This window comes from Erythrobacter sp. JB3-1 (assembly GCF_057364995.1).
The window spans coordinates 2,115,608-2,134,394 of record NZ_CP200289.1 but is presented as its reverse complement, the minus strand read 5'-3'; the positions used below and the strand labels follow the sequence as shown (position 1 = coordinate 2,134,394).

Here is an 18,787-nt window from a genome sequence, read left to right as displayed (position 1 = left end):
ATGGAATCATCCCGAGTTTGGTCCGTTGTCGAGTAGACCTGAACTGGCTCGGAGGGGGCCGAGGTCCAAAATGGATGCAACAGCTTGTGCGACCGCTCAGTGCTTTCGCGGATCAGGTCAAATCACTAGGTTTTCGGGCCGAAACTGTAATCCGGCAAAGAATGAAACGCCGATTTTAGCGCGTCGCCCCAGCTCGATGAGATCGAGTCGAAATAGGGATCGTCATGCGTAATCCGGTGCTGGTGCGTGGGCGCAAAGTCATCGCGGCCAATCACCATCAGATCGAGCGGCAGCCCAACTGAGAGGTTCGCCTTGAGCGTGCTGTCGAATGACACCATCAGCAATTTCACGGCGTCCTCAAAGCTCATGTCGCGGTCATATCCGCGCAAGATAATCGGCCGCCCGTATTTGGTCTCACCAATCTGGAAGAACGGCGTGTCGAGGCTGGCCTCGATGAAGTTGCCCTCTGGGTAGATCATGAACAATCGCGGCTCCATGCCCGCGATCTGTCCAGCCACGATGATCGTCGCGGTGAACTTGCCGCGCCCGCGATCGCCATTGGCGCTTTGGCGTTCTTCGATCGTCGTACGCAGCAGCTTGCCAATGTCGGAGGCGACCTGAAACATGGTCGGCGATTTGAACAACGTGTTCTCACGCTCGTCAGGCTCTTTGGTGCGTTCCTCCAGCTTGCCAATCACCGCCTGAGTAGTGGCCAGATTGCCTGCGGTCATGACCGTGATCATGCGTTCGCCCGGCACGCTCCAATGGAACATTTTGCGGAACACCGAAATGTTGTCGACGCCTGAATTGGTGCGCGTGTCGCTCATCAAAACCAAGCCGCGGTCCAGCACCATGCCAACGCAATATGTCATATGATTCTCTTATGGTTATGAGAGCGCGCAATTAGCTGACTTGCCTCACGCGGCAAAGCGATATTGTGTAGACGCCTATTGCTGGCTTTGCTGTTCCACGGCGACTTCGACCTTGAGTGATTGCTGGGCCGATCCAAAGCTGATCCCGGTGACCGGCGCAGCGTCGCGGTAGTCCCGGCCAGTGGCGACGCGAACATAGCGCGGATCGGGGCTGATCCCGTTGGAGATATCAAATCCGACCCAGCCCAGCCCATCAATATGCGCCTCAGCCCAGGCGTGGCTCGCCTCTTGATCGATCCGGTCGTTCATCATCAGATAGCCGCTGACATAGCGCGCAGGAATATCGGCCATGCGCGCAGCGGCCAGGAAGATGTGCGTGTGGTCCTGACACACGCCCTCGCCCGCCTCGATCGCCTCTTCTGACGTCGTGCTGACCCCGGTGGATCCGGCGCGATAGGCGACCTGATCGCGGATGGCCGCAGAGAGTGCGTGGAGAAAATTGAGCTTGTCGCTCTGACCATCGCCCTCGCCCGCATCCACATCACGCACCAACGCGCGCAGCTTCGGCCCCGGCTTGGTCAGCTTAGTCTGGCCCATAAAGCTCCACAGCGGCAAATGGCCCGAATGGCGGCCAATGACGCCTGCATTGTCTTCCGTCTCCACCACGCCGCGGCAGGTCACGCTGACTTCCTGAGCGCCGGGTTCCAGCGCGATCAGCGTGACGGTGTTGAAATGCTGGTCGTCATATTCCAGCTCGCTGTGCGCGTTTTCATAGTCCATCTGCCAATCAAGGATCTTTTGACCCTGTGTCTCTTTCGGCGTCAGACGCAGCCGCTGGAGCGCATGCACCACGGGATCAGTGAAGCTGTAACGGGTGGTGTGGCGGATCGAGAGGCGCATCAGTGGTGAAACCTGTAATCGCTGGCAATCGCCGCGCTGATTGCAACATTGCTATGCATGAAGCTCAGCAGGAAATCGTGCAGGCCCTGGTCAAATATCTCGTCAACAGTGATCTCGGCAATCTCCATATCGGCCTCACGCATCAAAGAATTGCACTCGCCTTCGCTCCCGTGAATCCGGGCCAAGGCCGCCAATTGATCGCGCAGCGCGCTGCGGCAGAAGGCCAAGCTGCGCGGGAAACGGTCATCCAGCATCAGGAATTCAACAATCCCGCGCGCTTCGATCCGTCCTGCGTGCAGCCATGTGTAGGCGCTCGCCCCGGCGACAGATCGCAACACTTGCTCCCATTGGCTGCTGTCAATCCGAGAGCCGACATGGCCAAGCGTTGGCAACAGCAGATAGTACTTCATATCGAGGATGCGCGCCGTGCTTTCCGCGCGTTCAATAAAGGTGCCTGCGCGGGAGAAGTGATAGGCTTCATTGCGCAGCATTGAGCCCTCAACCGCGCCGTGCACCAGCGTGCCCGCGCGGCGGATCATTCCAACCACTTCGCCGACGGAATTTTGGCCGACCGGGCGTTTCAGCGCGTCTTCCAGCGCCATCCAGTTCTCATTGACCGCAGCCCAGACCTCGCTGGAGATATTGGTCCGCGCCATGCGCGCATTGGTCCGCACAGCGCCAAACATTTCGCGCACGCTGGCGGGGTTATCGCGGCCCCGCAGGATGAAGTTCCATACCTGCTGCCCAGTGTAATCCTCATGCGTGGCTTCATAGGCTGCCCGCTGCCCGGACGTCGCGATCACAGAGCGCCATTCTTCCTCGGCCGTCGCCGTGTCCCTGGTCAGCGCCATGCGCAGCCCAGCCTCTAACAGCCGCGCAGTGTTTTCAGCCCGCTCCAGATAGCGGAACATCCAAAACATGCCATTGGCGGTGCGTCCTAACATCGTGCCGTTCCCCGCCCCTAGTCCTTCAGCACCCAAGTGTCTTTGGTGCCGCCGCCCTGGCTGGAATTGACAACCAAAGAGCCATCTTTGAGGGCTACGCGGGTCAAACCGCCCGGCGTGATGTCGATGCCGTCAGGCGACACCAGCACGAATGGGCGCAAATCGACGTGACGCGGTGCGAGCCCCTTGCGGGTGAAGATCGGGCAGGTCGACAAGGCCAGCGTCGGCTGAGCAATGTAGTTTTCCGGGTTAGCCTCCAGCTTGGCGCGGAACTTCTTGATCTCGCGCTTTGATGCGGTCGGCCCGATCAGCATGCCGTATCCGCCAGAGCCGTGCACTTCTTTCACGACCAGCTCGTCCAGATTGTCGAGGACATAGGCCAGACTGTCATCATCGGCGCAGCGCCAGGTCTGCACATTGGGCAACAGCGGCTTCTCGCCCGTGTAGAACTCGACGATCTCTGGCATGAAGCTGTAGATCGCCTTGTCGTCCGACACGCCCGTGCCCGGCGCATTGGCGATGGTGACATTGCCCGCTCGGTAGACGTCCATAATGCCGGGAATGCCCAGCACGCTGTCCGGGTTAAAAGTCAGCGGATCGAGATAATCGTCATCGACCCGGCGATAGATCACATCCACCTGAGCATAGCCATCAGTGCAGCGCATTTGCACCTTGCCATCGACAACGCGCAGATCGCTCGCCTCCACCAAGGTGGCGCCCATCTGATCGGCCAGAAAGGCGTGCTCGAAATAGGCCGAGTTGTAGATGCCCGGCGTAAGCACTGTGACGTTAGGCTTACCTCTCGTGCCCTCCGGCGCGCATGCAGCCAGGCTGCGCGCAAGGCGGCGCGGATAGTTCGACACACTCTCCACCCCAATGCGGGAGAAGAGATCGGGGAACATCGACATCATCGTCTCGCGGTTTTCGAGCATGTAAGACACGCCCGATGGGGTCCGCGCATTGTCTTCCAGCACGAAGAACTCATCCGGCCCGGTGCGCACCAGATCAATGCCAACGATATGGGTGTAAATTCCGCCCGGCGGGGTGAAGCCGACCATATTCGGCAGCCACGCGTCATTATTGCGCAGCAGCCGCTCTGGCAGGCGGCCAGCGCGGATAATCTCCTGCCGGTGGTACAGATCATAGAGGAAGGCGTTGAGCGCGCGGACGCGCTGCTCAATCCCCTTGGTCAGCCGCCGCCATTCGCCCGCCGTGATAATGCGCGGGACCATGTCGAATGGGATCAGGCGCTCTTCGGCCTCATCCTCACCGTAAACGTTGAAGGTGATCCCGGTGCGGCGAAAGCTCTCGTCTGCATCCTTGGCTTTGCGGCGCAGCAGGTCATTCTTCTGCTCGCCATACCATGTTGAATAATCAGCATAGGCCGGACGCGGTGCCCCATCGGGGTCAAACATCTCATCAAATTGGGAAGCTGACAGAACCGATTACCCCTAAGAATTGCGCGCTATGCAAGGATGCTAAGCATTATTGCGCAGTCTCACAAGCAAAGGTTCAATCGCGATCAAGTTCCTCAAGAACGGCAGAAATCGCCTCTTCCGAATAAGAAAAGCCGATATGGGTGCAGCGCAGGGCAACCGCACGGTCGCGTTCCTCCGCTGTGCCGCAGGCGGCGCGCGGGGCGATCATCCCGTCGCGCGGGCTCCACAAGGCAATGGTTTCAACCGGCGGCTTTTCGGCCAGATCGGTATCGATTGGCGGATCATCGACCGAATGGCCGGTCACAAATTGATAGGCGCGCCAGACATTGTTGGCCCGCGGATCACCGGAAAACGGCGATCCCATCGTGATCACTTTCGCCACCGCTTGCGGTTGGCGCTTGGCCAGCTCGCGCGCGAACATCCCGCCGAGGCTCCAGCCGAGCAGGACGACTGGCTCTCCGGCCCGCTCGCTCAAATTGATCAAGCGCTCCTCTAGACTGGCGAGATTTTCCTCGCTCGGCCCCAGATTAAATCCGAGGCCCCAGCGTTTCGCGGTGTGGCCTGCGCGCTCCAATTGCCGCGCCATAAAGCGCATGCGCAGCGGATGCGTCATAAAGCCGGGCAGCACCATGATCGTGCGCGGATGCTTGGCGCGCTCAATTGCAATCTTGCGGCGCGGGCGCTTGACCACTTCTGCCAGCGCCTCGGCCTCACCCAGAAATTGCAGCAGGCTGGGCCGCGGCGCGCGCTCTTCCTCTGGCTGGCGCGCCAATGCAATCCGGCGCGCGAACTCATCACGCGTCCAAAGCGAGGATTTCAATTCGGCAAGAGTAGCGAGTGAGGCCATAATCTTAGAACAAATCCCTTGGCAAAGCAGCGAGACTTACGGAGCGAAATCATCTTCAATCACGTAAATTAGGCTGCGCGCGTGAACGCTTGGTGAAGCGAATTTGCGCCTAACCACCGCTCTGCCACGGCTCACAGATCATGGCCTCAAACCGGCTTAGCCCGCTGGGCAATCGCCAATGCGTTCGCTGGCGATGTTCATCGTCATCTTCATATCGCCCATGCCGGCCATATTGCCTTCCATCGACATGGTCATATCCATGCTGGTTTCTGTGCCAGTGCCATCCAGGGTCATCACCATCTCGCCTTGACCGGGCACGTTACAGGTCATCTCAGCGCTGATATCGCCGCCGTTGACGTTGAACTTATTGGTTTCGCATTCGCCGTTTTGCGGGCCTTTTGCGAGCTCTTCAAAACCCTTGTCAGCGTCTTCTTGCGACATGCAGGTCTCGGTTACTTGCTGGTCCATGCCGCTCTTCATCATTTCCGCAACTTCTGGCGGAGCGCCGGGGATTTCAACGCTGATCAGCTTGGTGGTGGAGCGATATTGCCCAGCCTTGGGCTTAACCACCTCGCTTGCAACATTAGCCATTTCTTCGCTTGAGACAACGCCGTCACCATCCGCATCGGCATCGGTCGGTCCTGAACACGCTGCAAGCGCTCCCGCGAGCGCCAACACACTTACAATCCGTTTCATATCCAAATTCCCTCCAGAAAGACTATTCATGGTGCTATCTGTCAGAGCGCCACTTCACAAGCACGCATCCGCGCCGCATATGTCTTTGCATGTCCGAACTCGTCATCCGCCGAGGGTTAGAAGAACCCGACACCTCTGGGGATTTCACCCCGCACCGCCCTGATCGTCCGGAAAAAAGCGATCCGGGCAGGCCGTTCAAAGTCGTCTCTGAATATGAGCCTGCTGGCGACCAACCCACAGCCATCGCAGAGCTGGTGGAAGGAGCGAATGCGGGCGAAAAGACGCAGACCCTGCTGGGCGTGACCGGGTCGGGAAAGACCTTCACCATGGCGAAAGTGATTGAGGCGACGCAGCGCCCTGCCCTGATTTTGGCTCCCAACAAGATCCTCGCCGCGCAGCTTTACGGCGAGTTTAAAAGCTTCTTTCCTGAGAATGCGGTCGAGTATTTCGTATCCTATTACGACTATTACCAGCCAGAGGCCTACGTCCCGCGTTCGGACACCTATATCGAGAAAGAAAGCTCGGTGAACGAGGCGATCGACCGGATGCGCCACGCGGCCACCCGCGCTTTGCTGGAACGCGATGATGTGATCATTGTCGCCTCGGTCTCTTGCCTCTACGGTATCGGCTCGGTCGAGACTTATTCGGCAATGATCTTCGACATCAAGAAGGATGAAACCGTCGATCAGCGAGAGTTGATCCGCAAGCTCGTCGCCCTCCAGTACAAGCGCAATGATGCTGCCTTTCAGCGCGGCACTTTCCGCGTGCGCGGCGACAATCTGGAGCTTTATCCATCGCACTATGAAGACATGGCCTGGCGCATCAGCTTCTTTGGCGACGAGATTGAAGAGATCGCAGAATTTGATCCGCTGACGGGCAAGAAAGGCGCAAATCTCGATAAGGTCCGCGTCTATGCAAACTCACACTATGTGACGCCCGGCCCGACCATGAAGCAGGCCGCCGCCGCGATCAAATTTGAGCTGGAGCACCGGCTGAAGGAGCTGCAGGAAGAGGGGCAATTGCTGGAAGCACAGCGGCTAGAGCAGCGCACCAATTTCGACCTTGAGATGATTGCGGCGACCGGCAGCTGCGCCGGGATCGAGAATTATTCCCGTTTCCTAACGGGCCGCCTGCCGGGTGAGCCGCCGCCCACTTTGTTTGAGTATCTGCCGGAAAACGCGCTGCTATTTGTCGATGAGAGCCACCAGACCGTGCCGCAAATCGGCGCGATGTCGAAAGGCGATCACCGCCGCAAGATCACACTGGCCGAGCACGGCTTTCGTTTGCCGAGCTGCATCGACAACCGCCCCCTACGCTTCAACGAATGGGACGCGATGCGCCCGCAAACCTTTGCCGTATCGGCAACACCCGGCGGCTGGGAAATGGAGCAAACGGGCGGCGTCTTTGCCGAGCAGGTGATCCGCCCCACCGGGCTAATCGATCCACCGGTCGAAATCCGCCCGGTCGAGGATCAAGTGCAGGACTGCATCCAAGAATGTCTCGCGGTGGCCAAGAAAGGCTACCGAACGCTCGTCACCACGCTGACCAAGCGAATGGCGGAAGACCTCACCGAATTCATGCACGAGGCGGGCGTTCGCGTTCGCTACATGCACTCCGATGTGGAGACGCTGGAGCGGATTGAGCTGATCCGCGACCTGCGCCTCGGCGTCTATGACGTGCTGATCGGGATTAACCTGCTGCGCGAGGGGCTCGACATTCCCGAATGCGGGCTGGTGGCGATTTTGGATGCGGACAAGGAAGGTTTCCTGCGCAGCGAGACCTCGCTCATCCAGACGATTGGCCGCGCCGCGCGCAATGTTGATGGCAAGGTTATCCTTTATGCCGACCGGATCACTGGCAGCATGGAACGCGCCATGGCCGAGACAGAGCGCCGCCGCGAGAAGCAACGCGCCTTCAACGAAGAACACGGCATCACGCCGCAAACGATCAAGCGCGATATCGCCGACATTGTCGCGCACAGCGCCGCCCAAGATGGGGTGACAGTCGATACCGGCGATGAAGAGGTCAACAATCTCGTCGGCCACAATCTGCGCGCCTATATCGAAGACCTTGAGAAACGGATGCGCGATGCCGCCGCAAACCTCGAATTTGAGGAAGCAGGCAGACTGCGCGATGAAATCCGAAGGCTCGAAAATGACGAACTGGGCCTACCTGATGACGAGAAGAAAGCCCCCAAAGTCGGCCGCTCTGACGCTGGCCGCCCCGGAACGCGCAAGACCCGCTATGGCAAAAAACGCGCGAAATTTATGGGCGGGAAGCCTTAGTTGTTGAGAAGTCGATATCGAAGGATTCCCACATCCAATGAAAATCAAGAGCGTAGTTTTGGCTAACCTCGAAACACCTTGTTGACGAAGAGTCTTTTTGGACTCTTATGAAGAGCTGCATCAAAAAAGAGGCAGCAATGACATCCTTCGAAACCATCAGCATCTTAATCGCACTCATCGCTCTCGCAGGCGGCTTCGCCTTTGCTGGCATTCAAATTGGCAGGTGGATGACGAGCAAGAAATGACCTTGGCCCGAGCCCCCGTCATGCTGAACTTGTTTCAGCATCCATCGCCTTCTCCGAACTCGGTGGCGTTGACCAAGACATGGACCCTGAACCAAGTTCAGGGTGACGAAGTGCTCAAACTTGATCGCTTCGCATCATAGTGCCATCGCACCGTTTCATGATCCGATCCATTTACAGCATTATCGGCGCAACCGTCCTACTCGGCCTCGCCGCGTGCAAGCCGCCGCCAACCGATGCGGATATTGCCCGCGATATGCCTGCCGAGGTGCCGCAGGGCCCCTCTGAACCGCTCGACTCCCCGGATATCGACGGCGCGGTTTGGGCGGCCAGCGCGACCCCTTGGCGGATCATCTATGGCAAGCCCGGCGAAGCGCCCTTGGTGTCGCTTGAATGCGTTGAGACAGACGGTGATCCGAACCTGCGTGTCACCCGCTATGCCGCGGCCGACGAAGGCGCGGGCGCGATCCTGGCCTTTGTTGGCAATGATGAGATTGGCCGCATGAAGGTCGATGCGATCGAGACCAACACCGGTTTTTTGTGGCGCGGTGAAGACCCGGCGACCGATCAGGATTGGGAGCCGTTGATCGGGCCGGATGAAGTGACGTTGACCGTACCCGGCGCTGGGATGGTGACACTGAACCCCAGCCCGCTGCCGGTTGATCTGGTGACCGGGTGCCGAGGCGGCAGGTTGGAACCGCTCAAGGGCGCGATTGATGAGGCGACCATTGAGGACGCCGCGCTAGAGACTAGCGAGCCCGCTCAGCCCGTTCCTTAAGCAAATCTGGGGTCAGCACTTGCGGCAATTGCTCCGCCTCTGCGCCTGACTCATACCACAGATACAGCGGCACGCCCGCCGCACCTTGTTCAGACAGGAACATGGTGATCGCCTCGTCGCGCTGCGTCCAATCGCCCACCATGGTGACTACGCCAGCGGCTTCAAACGCCTCGCGGGTCGCCTCGCGCTCAATTGCGACGCTCTCATTCACTTTGCAGGTGACGCACCAATCGGCGGTGAACCATAGGAACACGGGCTGTCCGCTGGCGCGAGCATCGGCCAGGGCCTGCGCACTGTAAGCCTGAGGCGAATGGATCGATTCCTCGGTAAGGTTCGTCACTGGCGCGGCAAAGCTGGCGGGTAAGGCGAAGGCCCCGAAGATCACAAACGGCGCGGCGATTAGGCCAAAGGCAGGCCATGCCATTTTGCCCGCGCGCTGCAAGCGGCCAACCACCAGCAATGCGACAATCAGGCCGAACACCACAACCAGCGCGAACAGCGCGAAGCCTTGCCCGCCCAGCCGCGCTGTCAGCCAGATTAGCGCAAGCGCGGTCAGCCCCATCGGGATCGCCATGATCCGGCGAAAACGCTCCATCCACGCGCCGGGTTTGGGCAGCATCCGGCGAAGAGCAGGCACAAAGCCGATCAGCAGGAACGGCAAGGCCAAGCCCAGCCCCAGCATTCCAAACAGCAACAGCGCCTGCGGCACAGGCAGCAACAGAGCCGCACCCAAAGCCGCAGCCATAAACGGTCCAGTGCATGGGGTCGCCGCGAAAGCCGCGAGCAGGCCTGTGGCAAAGGCGCTGGCGGGCTCTCCGCCGCGCGTGATGGAAATGGAGGGAAGCTCAAAAACGCCTGCGAAATTCGCGGTAATCACGCTGGCGAGCACGAGCAGCACGATGACAACGCCGGGGCTTTGCAACTGGAACGCCCAGCCCACTTGTTCCCCGCCAGCGCGCAGCAGGAGCATCACCGCGCCCAGCCCAACGCAGGCGAGCACAACGCCAGCGGTGTAGGCCAGCCCCTCAGAGCGCGCCTTGGCCTCGCTCTCACCAGCGCGCGCGAGCGCAATCGCTTTGAGGCTCAGGATCGGGAAGACGCAGGGCATGATGTTGAGGATCAACCCGCCCACCAATGCGCCGAGGATGAGGGTCCAAAGCGGCGGGGTCTGCGGCGCGGAAGAGGTGACAATCCGCTCGCCCGCGAGCGTCACCTCGCCCTCACTCGCCTCAAACCTGACGCCTGCGCCATTGCCGAAAGACAAGATGCCTTTCACGCCGTCCGCAGGCTGTACCTCTTCCACCCAGTCGGACAGTGGAATCTCGACGCTGAGCGTGTCGTCATCGCGGCGAAAGGTTTGGGCGAGCGAATATTGAACCGGCTGCGTATTCTCGATGAACACATGCGGATCGCTGAGGCTCACCTCAGCAGGCAGCGGTATCGCCAAACGCAGGTTTGTGCCTGCAACGGCAAAACTCGCCTTCGCATCCAGCAGCGGTGCAATCTCTGCGCGCCAGCGGGCAAAATCGCCGCCTTGGCTTTCGCGCAAAACGGCATCCTGCGGCACGCACACTTTGTCGGTGCAGGCGAGATATTCGACAAAGCCGGTGATCGGCTCGCGGGTCGTATTATCAACCTCCCCGGTCACGCGGATCGGCACCAGTACCGTGTACGCACCTTTGTAAATGTGGTTCATCAGCTCGGTATCGACCAGCTGCTGCACAAACCGCTCTGGCACGGGATAGAGCGGCTCGCCCATCTCCCAGCCATTGGGCAGGTTCAGCCGCAATTGCATGCCCTGCCCCGCGTCGCCGGGGTTGGACCAATATCCGTGCCATTCCTCATTGCTGTTCGGGTCCGGCGTAAACCTCAGAGCGAGCAGCCATTCCTCGCCCGCTTTCGGCAGACCGTCCGCGCGCAATTCCACGCTGATGTTCTCATCGCCAAACCGCGCCTCTGTCGGGATCGCGCCATCCTGAGCCACCGCAGGCGAAACCGCAGCCACAATTGCAAGCAGCGCAAGCACCAGTGCAGCAAACCATAGCTTTGGTAGCGGGAACATTCTTGCGTCTATCACGGTCGAACCTCTAGGACTGTCGAACACTATTCGCAATCACAGCGGCATAGGTTTCATAGAGGCAGGCAGAATGACGAATGACACGCGCGATCTTTTGATCCTTGGCGGCGGGCTGGTCGGCATGACCCTGGCGCTGACCGCTGCGCGCAAGGGCTTTTCCAGCCATGTTGTCGACCGCGCCAATCCCGATGACCTGCTGAAGGAAGGGTTCGACGACCGCGCCACCGCGATCTCGACCGCTAGCTGGCAATTGTTCCGCAATATCGGCCTGGCAGAGATACTGGAGCCGTTAGCCTGCCCGATTGCGAGCATTGCCGTGACCGACCAAATGAAGCCGGGGCGGATCGATTTTCAACCCGAACCGCATGAGGGGTCGCTCGGACGGATGCTGCCAAATCTCAGCCTGCGCCGAGCGATGTTTGAGGCGGCAGCAAAAGAACCGCTGATCAATTGGGTTTCCGAGGCGGAGATCGCCGAGCGCCAGCGCAGCGAATTTGGCGTCGCCGTGGTGCTGAGCGATGACACAAAGCTGAAAGCCAGCCTGATGGTGGCCGCCGAGGGGCGCAGCTCGCCCACCCGCACAGAAGCCGGGCTGGTGGTTGCCAATTGGGAATACAGCCACCGCGCGATCATCGCCGGGCTCACGCACGAAAAACCGCATGATAATATAGCTTGGGAGATATTTTATCCCGCCGGGCCATTTGCATTATTGCCGATGTTGGACGATGAGCAAGGACGGCATCGATCTTCGCTGGTGTGGACCGTCAGCGAGGATGACGCCGCAGGCTTTTTGAAACTATCAGACCGCGCGTTTCTGGCCGAGCTGGAAAAGCGCATGGGCGGAATGTTTGGCGCGGTCACCTGCACAGGTGCACGCTCTTCATGGCCATTGGGCTTTCATCACACCGCCCAAATTACCGGCGAGCGGCTGGCATTGGTCGGTGATGCCGCGCACGGCATTCACCCTATTGCCGGACAGGGGCTCAACCTTGGCCTGCGCGATGCCGCGACTTTAGTAGAAGTGCTTGAAGAAGGACGCCGGATCGGGCTTGATCCCGGCGATCATCAAAGCCTGATGCGCTATGAAAACTGGCGCGGGCTTGATGTCTTTATGGTCGCAACCGCCACCGATGGACTGACGCGCTTGTTCGGCGTGCCGGGCAAAGCGGCCTCTGCCGTGCGGCGATTGGGCATGGCCGGGGTGCAGCGCAGCGGCGCGCTAAAACACTGGTTTATGGACGAGGCACGCGGCGTCTCTGGCGAATTGCCAGAGCTGCTGCGCGCTTAATCTTCGCTGGTCGCCTCTACCGGGCTCAATTGTTCCACCGCATTGCCGGCGCCATCACGCAGACGGCGCGGTTCAAGCACGGCGGCGGTCTCAATCGTGTCGAGCGCATCCATCGCATTACTGAACCGGGTGGCATCCGCGATCCAGTTTTCTGCGCTGGCTGCGCCCGGCAGGTTTTGCACCTCGGCAATGGCTGCATCGACCCGGCCGCTTTCGAGGAACAGGCGGGCCCGGTCCAAGCGGCGCTCTGGCTGAGGGGACGGCGTATCTTCGCGGCGGATCACGAACAATTCGCTGAACTCGCGGCGAATGTCAGCCCAGGAAGAGACCTCGTCAGGCTCAGCGAGATCAGGGCCAAGGCCCTCAAGCCGCGCGAGCAATTGATCGAGCGTTATTGGACGGCGCGAAAAAGAGATGATTGTGCGCACCGCATTTGGCCAGTTATCTCCAAAACGCAGACGCAATTGATCGGCCAGAAAGCCAAGCTCTGCCCCGCGTTCAATCGCGCGGCGGGTCGCAAAGGCGATCAGCAGGCCCTCGGCCCGCGCCGCATTACCAGCCGCCGCCTGCGCTTGCAGGTCAAGCCGCGCAAGGCGCTGCTCCGCTGCTGCCAAACGCTGATCGAGGCCGCCTTGCTGCTCAGCAAGGCCTTCAACGGCCTCAACCTGCTCTTCAATCGCCGCTTCGCTTTCCTCAGTGCTTGGCGTCGGCAAAGCAGGCAGTTCCAGCCCCGGCGTTTCTTCCGAACTGGCGACCGCGACCGGCTCATCTGCCGCTTCAACCGCAGCGATTTCGTTATTGGCATTGTACAAAACGATGTAACCGATCAGTGCTCCTCCAGCAGCGAAGGAGAACAGAGCGGCCAGCATTATTCCTTTGGTTGAGCCGCTTTTGCGGCGACTGCCGAATTTCGATTCCATTTTAGTCCGTTCTGCGATCCGTTGTGCGCGGCCCGTTTTGGGGGCTGAGCCGCTGCCATATTTGTGATGCTATTGCCACATGTCCAGCGTCATGGCTAGCAATTCGGCGTCCCTCGGCCGGGGGCAGCGCACGTATCGGCCCAGCCAGAGCCAGCAGCGGCCAGAATACGCGGGCTGAGCGCAGCCAATGAAATGCGCGATTTGTCGATGCCTAAACGCTCGCACTCTTTGGCAAAATGCTGAGCTGTGGATGCCGAATAAAGCAGCACGATCGCAGGAACCGTCATCAGCTTTGCCTGCGCATTGGTCATTGCAATTTCATGCATCCGATAGACCACTTTTTCGGTGATTGTGATGCCTTCAGGCGGCGTCAGGTTGATCCGTTCCTCCCCTGCGAGGCGCAGGTAATGGATTGGTGAGACGGCAAGAGTGTCCAGCACATGTTGCAAACCGCCCTCGCCAGACAGCGCCACCTTAAAACCCGCATCGCGCGCAGCTTCTGCGGTTGCCTGCCCGACCGCATGAACCGGCAAATGTGTAAGCTCGCTAAGTTTGCTTCCGCCATGACGAAAGGCATTGGCGCTGCCGACGAGAAGCGCCTGCATTGGCCTAACATCGGGCATTTCCCATGCGACAGGCTCTGCTGCAGAAAGCGCGAAGCCCTGAATGGGCAGGCCCAATTCCTCGCCCAAGCCCAGCGTTGATGACAGTCCCGGCTCGGGCCGAACCGCAATGATCTTCTGTGCGCTCATGGGCGGCTCATATCCGGCCTAGCCAGCGCCGCCAAAGTGCGGACGTGTGCCCGGCCCAGCGCGCGACAGCAGATCCGCCGCCAGCGCTTTCGCCGCAGCAACATCGCCAATCGCAAAGCGCGCCTCGCCCTCCACACGCTCTGCCCCATCCGGGCTGAACAGGGCGGCGCGCATCGAAATGCGGTCTCCATCAGCCTCGCACAGCACAGCAACCGGGCTGTGACAGGTGCCGCCAAGCGCCTCCAGCAGAGCGCGCTCCGCCAGAACTTCAGCGCGGGTCTGAGCATGATCAATCGCAGCAACAGCCTTTAGAGCAGCCTCATTGCCAGCGGCGCATTCAATCCCAATCGCGCCCTGAGAGGCCGCCGGGATCCAATCGCCAGTCTCTAGCGGAGTGCCCAAGCCAGTTTCGCCCAAACGCTCCAGTCCAGCCGCTGCGAGGAAGGTCACATCCGCCTCGCCCGCTTGCAATTTCGCCAGCCGGGTCGCGACATTCCCGCGAAACATCACCACTTCGAGGTCGGGGCGCTGATTGAGCAATTGCGAGGCCCGTCGCGGTGCGCTGGTGCCCACCTTCGATCCCGGTGGGATTGCCGCAATAGCACTCGCCCCGATCAGCACATCGCGGCGGTCCGCGCGCGGTAAAAATGCAGCCATTGCAAAGCTATCAGGCCGGATCGTCTCAACATCTTTAAGCGAATGCACCGCAGCATCGATCTGCCCCTCGCCCAGCCATTGATCGAGCTCTTTGGTCCACAGCGCCTTACCGCCAATATCGGCCAACGGGCGGTCCTGAATCTTGTCGCCGCCGGCACGCACCGGCACCAATTCGACCTGATCCTCGCTCCAGCCATGCGCCTCGCACAGCCGCCGCCGCGTTTCGTAGGCTTGTGCCATCGCAAGCGGAGATTCGCGCGTTCCAAGCCGCATCTTGATGGGGTTTGCGGCATCCGCCGCGCTGCTCTGATCGTTAGGCTGGCTCATAGGCATGCTTGCTCTAACCACCTAAGCGACTAAGGAAAAGCCGCATGAGTGAATTGCCGCCAATCATACCCGACGACCAGACCGTGCTAGGCATCGAATCCAGCTGTGATGAGACGGCGGTTGCTGTGGTGCGCGGCGACCGGACAATCATTGCGCAGCGGATAGCCAGCCAAGAGGCGGAGCACGCGCCCTACGGCGGGGTCGTGCCAGAAATCGCCGCCCGCGCGCATGCAGAGCGCCTCGCCCCAATGCTGGAGGCGGTGATGGCGGATGCGGATATGACGCTAGAGGATGTGGATGCGATTGCCGCCACCGCTGGCCCCGGCCTGATCGGCGGGGTGATGGTCGGCCTGGTCAGTGCAAAGGCGCTGGCGATGGCATCGGGCAAACCGCTGATCGCGGTCAATCATCTGGAGGGGCATGCACTCTCCCCGCGTTTGGCCGATGCAGAACTCAGCTTTCCTTATCTGCTGCTGCTCGTATCGGGTGGGCATTGCCAAATCCTGCTGGTGGAAGGCGTTGGCGAATATCGCCGCCTCGCGACCACGATTGATGATGCCTTGGGTGAGGCGTTCGACAAAACTGCGAAGATCCTAGGCCTTGGCTATCCCGGCGGGCCGAAGGTGGAAAAGCTCGCATTAACCGGCGATGCCTCCGCCGTTCCTTTGCCCCGCCCGCTCAAGGGATCAAAGGAACCGCATTTCTCCTTCGCTGGCCTCAAAAGCGCGGTTTTGCGGGCCTATGACAGCGGAGAGCACCGGTCCGAAGACATTGCTGCGAGCTTTCAGCAGGCAGCGATAGACTGCCTGATCGACCGGTTAACCCACGCCCTCAAAGACTTGGAAACGCCCCCCGCCCTGGTGGTTGCTGGCGGCGTTGCGGCCAACACCGCGATCCGATCCGCGCTTGAAGCCTTCGCCGACAAACATCACATGCGCTTTGCCGCGCCGCCATTGGCGCTGTGTACAGATAACGCCGCGATGATCGCTTGGGCCGGGTGTGAACGCATGCCGCTGGAGCAATCTGATCCGCTCGATTTCAAAGCGCGTCCGCGCTGGCCGCTTGATCCAGAGGCGGAAAAAGCGCGCGGCGCAGGAGTGAAAGCATAATGACGGCTCTTTCCACGATTGGCGTGATTGGCGCAGGCGCATGGGGCACAGCTCTGGCGCAAATGCTCAGCACCGACGGGCGCGATGTGCTCCTATGGGCCTATGAGGCGGATTTGGTCGATGCGATCAATTCAGAGCATCGCAATGCGCTGTACCTGCCATCGGCGTCGCTTTCACCCAGCATTCGCGCGACCAATGATCTTGGCGAATTGGCGCAGCCGGACACGGTTCTAGCCGTAACACCGGCGCAAAACCTCGGCGCGGTTCTGTCGCAATTGCCAAGGGCGCCGCGCGATCTGGTGCTGTGTTCCAAAGGCATTGATGCGGGCACGGGCCAGTTGATGAATGAGGTTGCCAAAGCTGTTTATCCAGACAGCGACATCGCGGTCCTATCCGGCCCCACCTTCGCACACGAAGTTGCAGACGGCCTGCCCACGGCGGTCACGCTCGCATGCGGCGGCGGCAATGCGCAGTGGGAGCGCCTCTCACCAGAAATCGCCCGACCATCGTTCCGCCCGTATTACAGTCATGATGTGACCGGCGCAGAGATCGGCGGTGCAATCAAGAACGTACTCGCAATCGCCTGCGGCGTGGTCGATGGCCTTGCGCTGGGCCAGAATGCCCGCGCTGCCCTGATCGCGCGCGGCTATGCCGAAATGCTGCGCTTTGGCGAGGCGCTGGGCGCAGAGGCTGAAACGCTCGCAGGGCTATGCGGACTGGGCGATCTGGTGCTTACCTGTTCGTCGACTTCCAGCCGCAATTTCTCGCTCGGCAAGGCTCTGGGCGAAGGCGGGTCTGCCGCTGAACTGATGGCGGATCGCCGCACTGTTGCAGAAGGCGCGCACACCGCGCCCGTTCTCAAGCGTCTGGCCGAGGAACGCGGCATCACCATGCCCATTGTGATTGCCGTCAACGCAATCCTTGCCGGGGAAAGCCCGCGCACCGCAGTCGCCAGCCTGCTCGCTCGTCCGCTAAAGGCGGAGCAAGAACGCGAGAACAGGAACCATCAGGCTTGAGCCTACCCCCAGCCTCATCTTCGCCGCCAGCCAGCGGAGCAGCCAGCACACCCGGCGATGACAACGCCGATATGCAGGCGCTGGCCAAAGGCGGCCGGACCAATTTCTTTGGCTTCATCCTAAGGCTGGTTGCCCGCCTGCCCTTCCTGTTTATCGCCGGGCGGCTGTACGGAATTGACGCGGTCGGACGCTTCGCCTCTGCGCTAGTTCTAATCGAAATTCTCGGACTCGTTTGTTCTCTCGGCGAAAAACGCGGGCTGGCTCAACGCCTGACCGAAGGCACAGATGGCGACGGCCCTGAGGCCGAGCGAGCCAAGGTAAACCTCGTGTTCGACGGGATGCTGATTGCGCTGATCCTATCTGCATTTGCTGGCCTGATCCTGTGGCTGTTCCCGGTCGTGATGTTCCCGAACGGGATGAACAGCGAATATGACATCTGGCTAATCGCGGCGATCCCAGCCTTTGCGCTCACGGAAATTCTGCTGGCCGCGCAGGCATACAAGTATGACATCGCCACCACAGTGCGCGCCCGCGCTGTGGTCGAGCCGTGGACCATATCAATCATGGCGGGCGTGTTCTTCTACCTGCCGCTTTACAATGGTATCACTGAGTTTCGCGAAGCTGGTCTCGCCCTTGCGTTCATCTGCTCGATTTACGCCGCACTGCTGACCGCTGCATGGTCGTTCTTGCGTAGCTATGGATTGCCGAGCGGATGGCGCCCTCGCCCGCGCTATATGTGGAAAGTCACCGCCCGCGCTCTGCCGCTGATGGGCGCAGACGCGGTCGAATGGGGCACGCGCCGGGTCGATATTTTCATCTTGGGCTTCTTCGCCTCGCCCGCAGCTGTTGCTGTCTATTACATGGCTCAGCAGATCGCGAGCCTGCCGCAGAAACTCAAGACCAGCTTTGAGCCGGTGCTTGGCCCCGTCATTACCAAGAACCTAAAGAGCAAGAACTACGCCGCCATTGCTGCTCAGGTCCGCCAAGTCGGCTTCTGGATCATCGCCGCTCAGGCCGCGATTGCGCTGGCGTTGGGCGTACCGGGCGAAGGTGTGATGGGCCTTATCGGACCGCAATATGTTGGCGGCACTGGCGCACTTGCCTTCCTGCTCGCTGCAGAGGTGGCCGCGGCTATGGCGGTCGTCTCGGAAAGTGTGCTGGTCTACATTGCACGCAAGCGAAACTTGCTGATTTCGGTCGGCACGATTGCGCTGCAGGCTGCGCTTACCATCGGGATTATCAAAGGGGTGGAGCACCTCGGGTTTTCCGAGCCGTTTAAGGCCGCCGGTGCGGCGCTCGCCTTGCTGATCGCACTGGGCTGCGCGAGCCTGGTCAAGGCGCTGCTGCTGAAGAAGCTATTGAAAGCCCCCGTCAGCAATTGGCGCTGGGCTTTGGTCTGGGCCGCCGCCCCCGCCGTTGTGGTCGGCACTGCGGCCACATGGCTACCGGAATGGGCCGAGCTGTTGTTCGGCATTCCGGCAATCCTGCTGACATTCGGCTGGGTCATCTGGCGGCGCGGATTTGGCGAAGAAGACCGCCTGCTGTTCCGCAAGAATGTGGGCGGATAGAGAGCCTCCTAGCCTGCCCGATTAACCGCACGTCCTGCACGTTCAGTCACGATTAACGCCCAAAAGCAGA

The 18,787-nt window shown here is 60.4% G+C and carries 16 protein-coding genes; 6 read left to right on the top strand and 10 right to left on the bottom strand.

Annotation, left to right across the window (positions count from 1 at the left end; all coding sequences use genetic code 11):
- Positions 1 to 125 precede the first annotated feature (125 nt).
- The 6 genes from AC0V6M_RS10050 to AC0V6M_RS10025 all read right to left on the bottom strand — a co-directional run bounded on the left by AC0V6M_RS10050 (position 126) and on the right by AC0V6M_RS10025 (position 5,698).
- Complete coding sequence (locus tag AC0V6M_RS10050) at positions 126 to 872, bottom strand: proteasome-type protease (protein WP_472642731.1); 747 nt, start codon at positions 870 to 872, stop codon at positions 126 to 128.
- A 75-nt stretch (positions 873 to 947) separates the two neighbouring features.
- Positions 948 to 1,772 carry a transglutaminase family protein gene (locus AC0V6M_RS10045; RefSeq protein WP_486138670.1) on the bottom strand — a complete coding sequence of 275 codons (825 nt, stop codon included), beginning with the start codon at positions 1,770 to 1,772 and terminating at the stop codon, positions 948 to 950.
- Positions 1,772 to 2,716: an alpha-E domain-containing protein gene (locus AC0V6M_RS10040; RefSeq protein ID WP_486138669.1), complete on the bottom strand. Its 945-nt coding sequence runs from the start codon at positions 2,714 to 2,716 to the stop codon at positions 1,772 to 1,774. The genes AC0V6M_RS10045 and AC0V6M_RS10040 overlap by 1 nt, the downstream gene beginning before the upstream one ends.
- A gap of 17 nt (positions 2,717 to 2,733) precedes the next feature.
- Positions 2,734 to 4,131, bottom strand: a complete 1,398-nt coding sequence (locus AC0V6M_RS10035; protein ID WP_486138668.1) for a circularly permuted type 2 ATP-grasp protein — start codon at positions 4,129 to 4,131, stop codon at positions 2,734 to 2,736.
- A gap of 97 nt (positions 4,132 to 4,228) precedes the next feature.
- The gene (locus AC0V6M_RS10030) at positions 4,229 to 5,002 is read right to left on the bottom strand and encodes an esterase/lipase family protein (protein WP_486138667.1); all 774 of its coding nucleotides are present in this window, start codon (positions 5,000 to 5,002) and stop codon (positions 4,229 to 4,231) included.
- Positions 5,003 to 5,158: 156 nt separating this feature from the next.
- Positions 5,159 to 5,698: a DUF3617 domain-containing protein gene (locus AC0V6M_RS10025; RefSeq protein WP_486138666.1), complete on the bottom strand. Its 540-nt coding sequence runs from the start codon at positions 5,696 to 5,698 to the stop codon at positions 5,159 to 5,161.
- Positions 5,699 to 5,787: 89 nt separating this feature from the next.
- On the opposite strand from AC0V6M_RS10025, the gene uvrB reads away from it, so the two are divergent.
- Positions 5,788 to 7,983, top strand: coding sequence for an excinuclease ABC subunit UvrB (gene uvrB / locus AC0V6M_RS10020; RefSeq protein ID WP_486138665.1), 2,196 nt, complete (start codon positions 5,788 to 5,790; stop codon positions 7,981 to 7,983).
- Positions 7,984 to 8,385: 402 nt separating this feature from the next.
- On the top strand, positions 8,386 to 9,003 hold the full coding sequence (locus tag AC0V6M_RS10015; RefSeq protein ID WP_486138664.1) for a hypothetical protein: 618 nt from the start codon (positions 8,386 to 8,388) through the stop codon (positions 9,001 to 9,003).
- Here the strand turns inward: AC0V6M_RS10015 and AC0V6M_RS10010 are convergent.
- Positions 8,975 to 11,065 (bottom strand): protein-disulfide reductase DsbD family protein, encoded by a 2,091-nt coding sequence (locus tag AC0V6M_RS10010; protein ID WP_486138663.1) that lies wholly within the window; start codon positions 11,063 to 11,065, stop codon positions 8,975 to 8,977. The two genes, AC0V6M_RS10015 and AC0V6M_RS10010, sit on opposite strands and share 29 nt — an antisense overlap.
- An 85-nt stretch (positions 11,066 to 11,150) precedes the next feature.
- Between AC0V6M_RS10010 and AC0V6M_RS10005 the strand changes: the two genes are divergently transcribed.
- Positions 11,151 to 12,368 (top strand): FAD-dependent monooxygenase, encoded by a 1,218-nt coding sequence (locus tag AC0V6M_RS10005; protein WP_486138662.1) that lies wholly within the window; start codon positions 11,151 to 11,153, stop codon positions 12,366 to 12,368.
- Here AC0V6M_RS10005 and AC0V6M_RS10000 read toward each other — a convergent pair.
- The 3 genes from AC0V6M_RS10000 to hemC form a co-directional block, all read right to left on the bottom strand.
- A complete protein-coding gene (locus tag AC0V6M_RS10000; protein WP_486138661.1) occupies positions 12,365 to 13,288 on the bottom strand; it encodes a hypothetical protein in 924 nt (307 codons plus the stop codon). The two genes, AC0V6M_RS10005 and AC0V6M_RS10000, sit on opposite strands and share 4 nt — an antisense overlap.
- Positions 13,289 to 13,383: 95 nt before the next feature.
- Complete coding sequence (locus AC0V6M_RS09995) at positions 13,384 to 14,040, bottom strand: uroporphyrinogen-III synthase (protein WP_486138660.1); 657 nt, start codon at positions 14,038 to 14,040, stop codon at positions 13,384 to 13,386.
- Positions 14,041 to 14,058: 18 nt separating this feature from the next.
- Positions 14,059 to 14,970, bottom strand: a complete 912-nt coding sequence (gene hemC, locus AC0V6M_RS09990; RefSeq protein ID WP_486139609.1) for a hydroxymethylbilane synthase — start codon at positions 14,968 to 14,970, stop codon at positions 14,059 to 14,061.
- 98 nt (positions 14,971 to 15,068) lie between these two features.
- Here hemC and tsaD point away from each other — a divergent pair, with 98 nt between their 5' ends.
- From tsaD to AC0V6M_RS09975, 3 genes are all read left to right on the top strand, one after another.
- On the top strand, positions 15,069 to 16,133 hold the full coding sequence (gene tsaD, locus AC0V6M_RS09985) for a tRNA (adenosine(37)-N6)-threonylcarbamoyltransferase complex transferase subunit TsaD (protein ID WP_486138659.1): 1,065 nt from the start codon (positions 15,069 to 15,071) through the stop codon (positions 16,131 to 16,133).
- Positions 16,133 to 17,149 carry an NAD(P)H-dependent glycerol-3-phosphate dehydrogenase gene (locus tag AC0V6M_RS09980; protein WP_486138658.1) on the top strand — a complete coding sequence of 339 codons (1,017 nt, stop codon included), beginning with the start codon at positions 16,133 to 16,135 and terminating at the stop codon, positions 17,147 to 17,149. The genes tsaD and AC0V6M_RS09980 overlap by 1 nt, the downstream gene beginning before the upstream one ends.
- A 71-nt stretch (positions 17,150 to 17,220) precedes the next feature.
- The gene (locus tag AC0V6M_RS09975) at positions 17,221 to 18,717 is read left to right on the top strand and encodes a lipopolysaccharide biosynthesis protein (protein WP_486139608.1); all 1,497 of its coding nucleotides are present in this window, start codon (positions 17,221 to 17,223) and stop codon (positions 18,715 to 18,717) included.
- Positions 18,718 to 18,787: the final 70 nt, after the last annotated feature.

Bases quoted from the DNA above. Each gene is read 5' to 3' on its own strand.
- AC0V6M_RS10000 (WP_486138661.1), bottom strand. From the start codon at position 13,288: ATGGAATCGAAATTCGGCAGTCGCCGCAAAAGCGGCTCAACCAAAGGA.
- AC0V6M_RS10030 (WP_486138667.1), bottom strand. From the start codon at position 5,002: ATGGCCTCACTCGCTACTCTTGCCGAATTGAAATCCTCGCTTTGGACG.
- AC0V6M_RS10025 (WP_486138666.1), bottom strand. From the start codon at position 5,698: ATGAAACGGATTGTAAGTGTGTTGGCGCTCGCGGGAGCGCTTGCAGCG.
- tsaD (WP_486138659.1), top strand. From the start codon at position 15,069: ATGAGTGAATTGCCGCCAATCATACCCGACGACCAGACCGTGCTAGGC.
- AC0V6M_RS09980 (WP_486138658.1), top strand. From the start codon at position 16,133: ATGACGGCTCTTTCCACGATTGGCGTGATTGGCGCAGGCGCATGGGGC.
- AC0V6M_RS10015 (WP_486138664.1), top strand. From the start codon at position 8,386: ATGATCCGATCCATTTACAGCATTATCGGCGCAACCGTCCTACTCGGC.
- AC0V6M_RS09995 (WP_486138660.1), bottom strand. From the start codon at position 14,040: ATGAGCGCACAGAAGATCATTGCGGTTCGGCCCGAGCCGGGACTGTCA.
- hemC (WP_486139609.1), bottom strand. From the start codon at position 14,970: ATGCGGCTTGGAACGCGCGAATCTCCGCTTGCGATGGCACAAGCCTAC.
- AC0V6M_RS10005 (WP_486138662.1), top strand. From the start codon at position 11,151: ATGACGAATGACACGCGCGATCTTTTGATCCTTGGCGGCGGGCTGGTC.
- uvrB (WP_486138665.1), top strand. From the start codon at position 5,788: ATGTCCGAACTCGTCATCCGCCGAGGGTTAGAAGAACCCGACACCTCT.
- AC0V6M_RS10035 (WP_486138668.1), bottom strand. From the start codon at position 4,131: ATGTTTGACCCCGATGGGGCACCGCGTCCGGCCTATGCTGATTATTCA.
- AC0V6M_RS10010 (WP_486138663.1), bottom strand. From the start codon at position 11,065: ATGTTCCCGCTACCAAAGCTATGGTTTGCTGCACTGGTGCTTGCGCTG.
- AC0V6M_RS10040 (WP_486138669.1), bottom strand. From the start codon at position 2,716: ATGTTAGGACGCACCGCCAATGGCATGTTTTGGATGTTCCGCTATCTG.
- AC0V6M_RS09975 (WP_486139608.1), top strand. From the start codon at position 17,221: ATGCAGGCGCTGGCCAAAGGCGGCCGGACCAATTTCTTTGGCTTCATC.
- AC0V6M_RS10050 (WP_472642731.1), bottom strand. From the start codon at position 872: ATGACATATTGCGTTGGCATGGTGCTGGACCGCGGCTTGGTTTTGATG.
- AC0V6M_RS10045 (WP_486138670.1), bottom strand. From the start codon at position 1,772: ATGCGCCTCTCGATCCGCCACACCACCCGTTACAGCTTCACTGATCCC.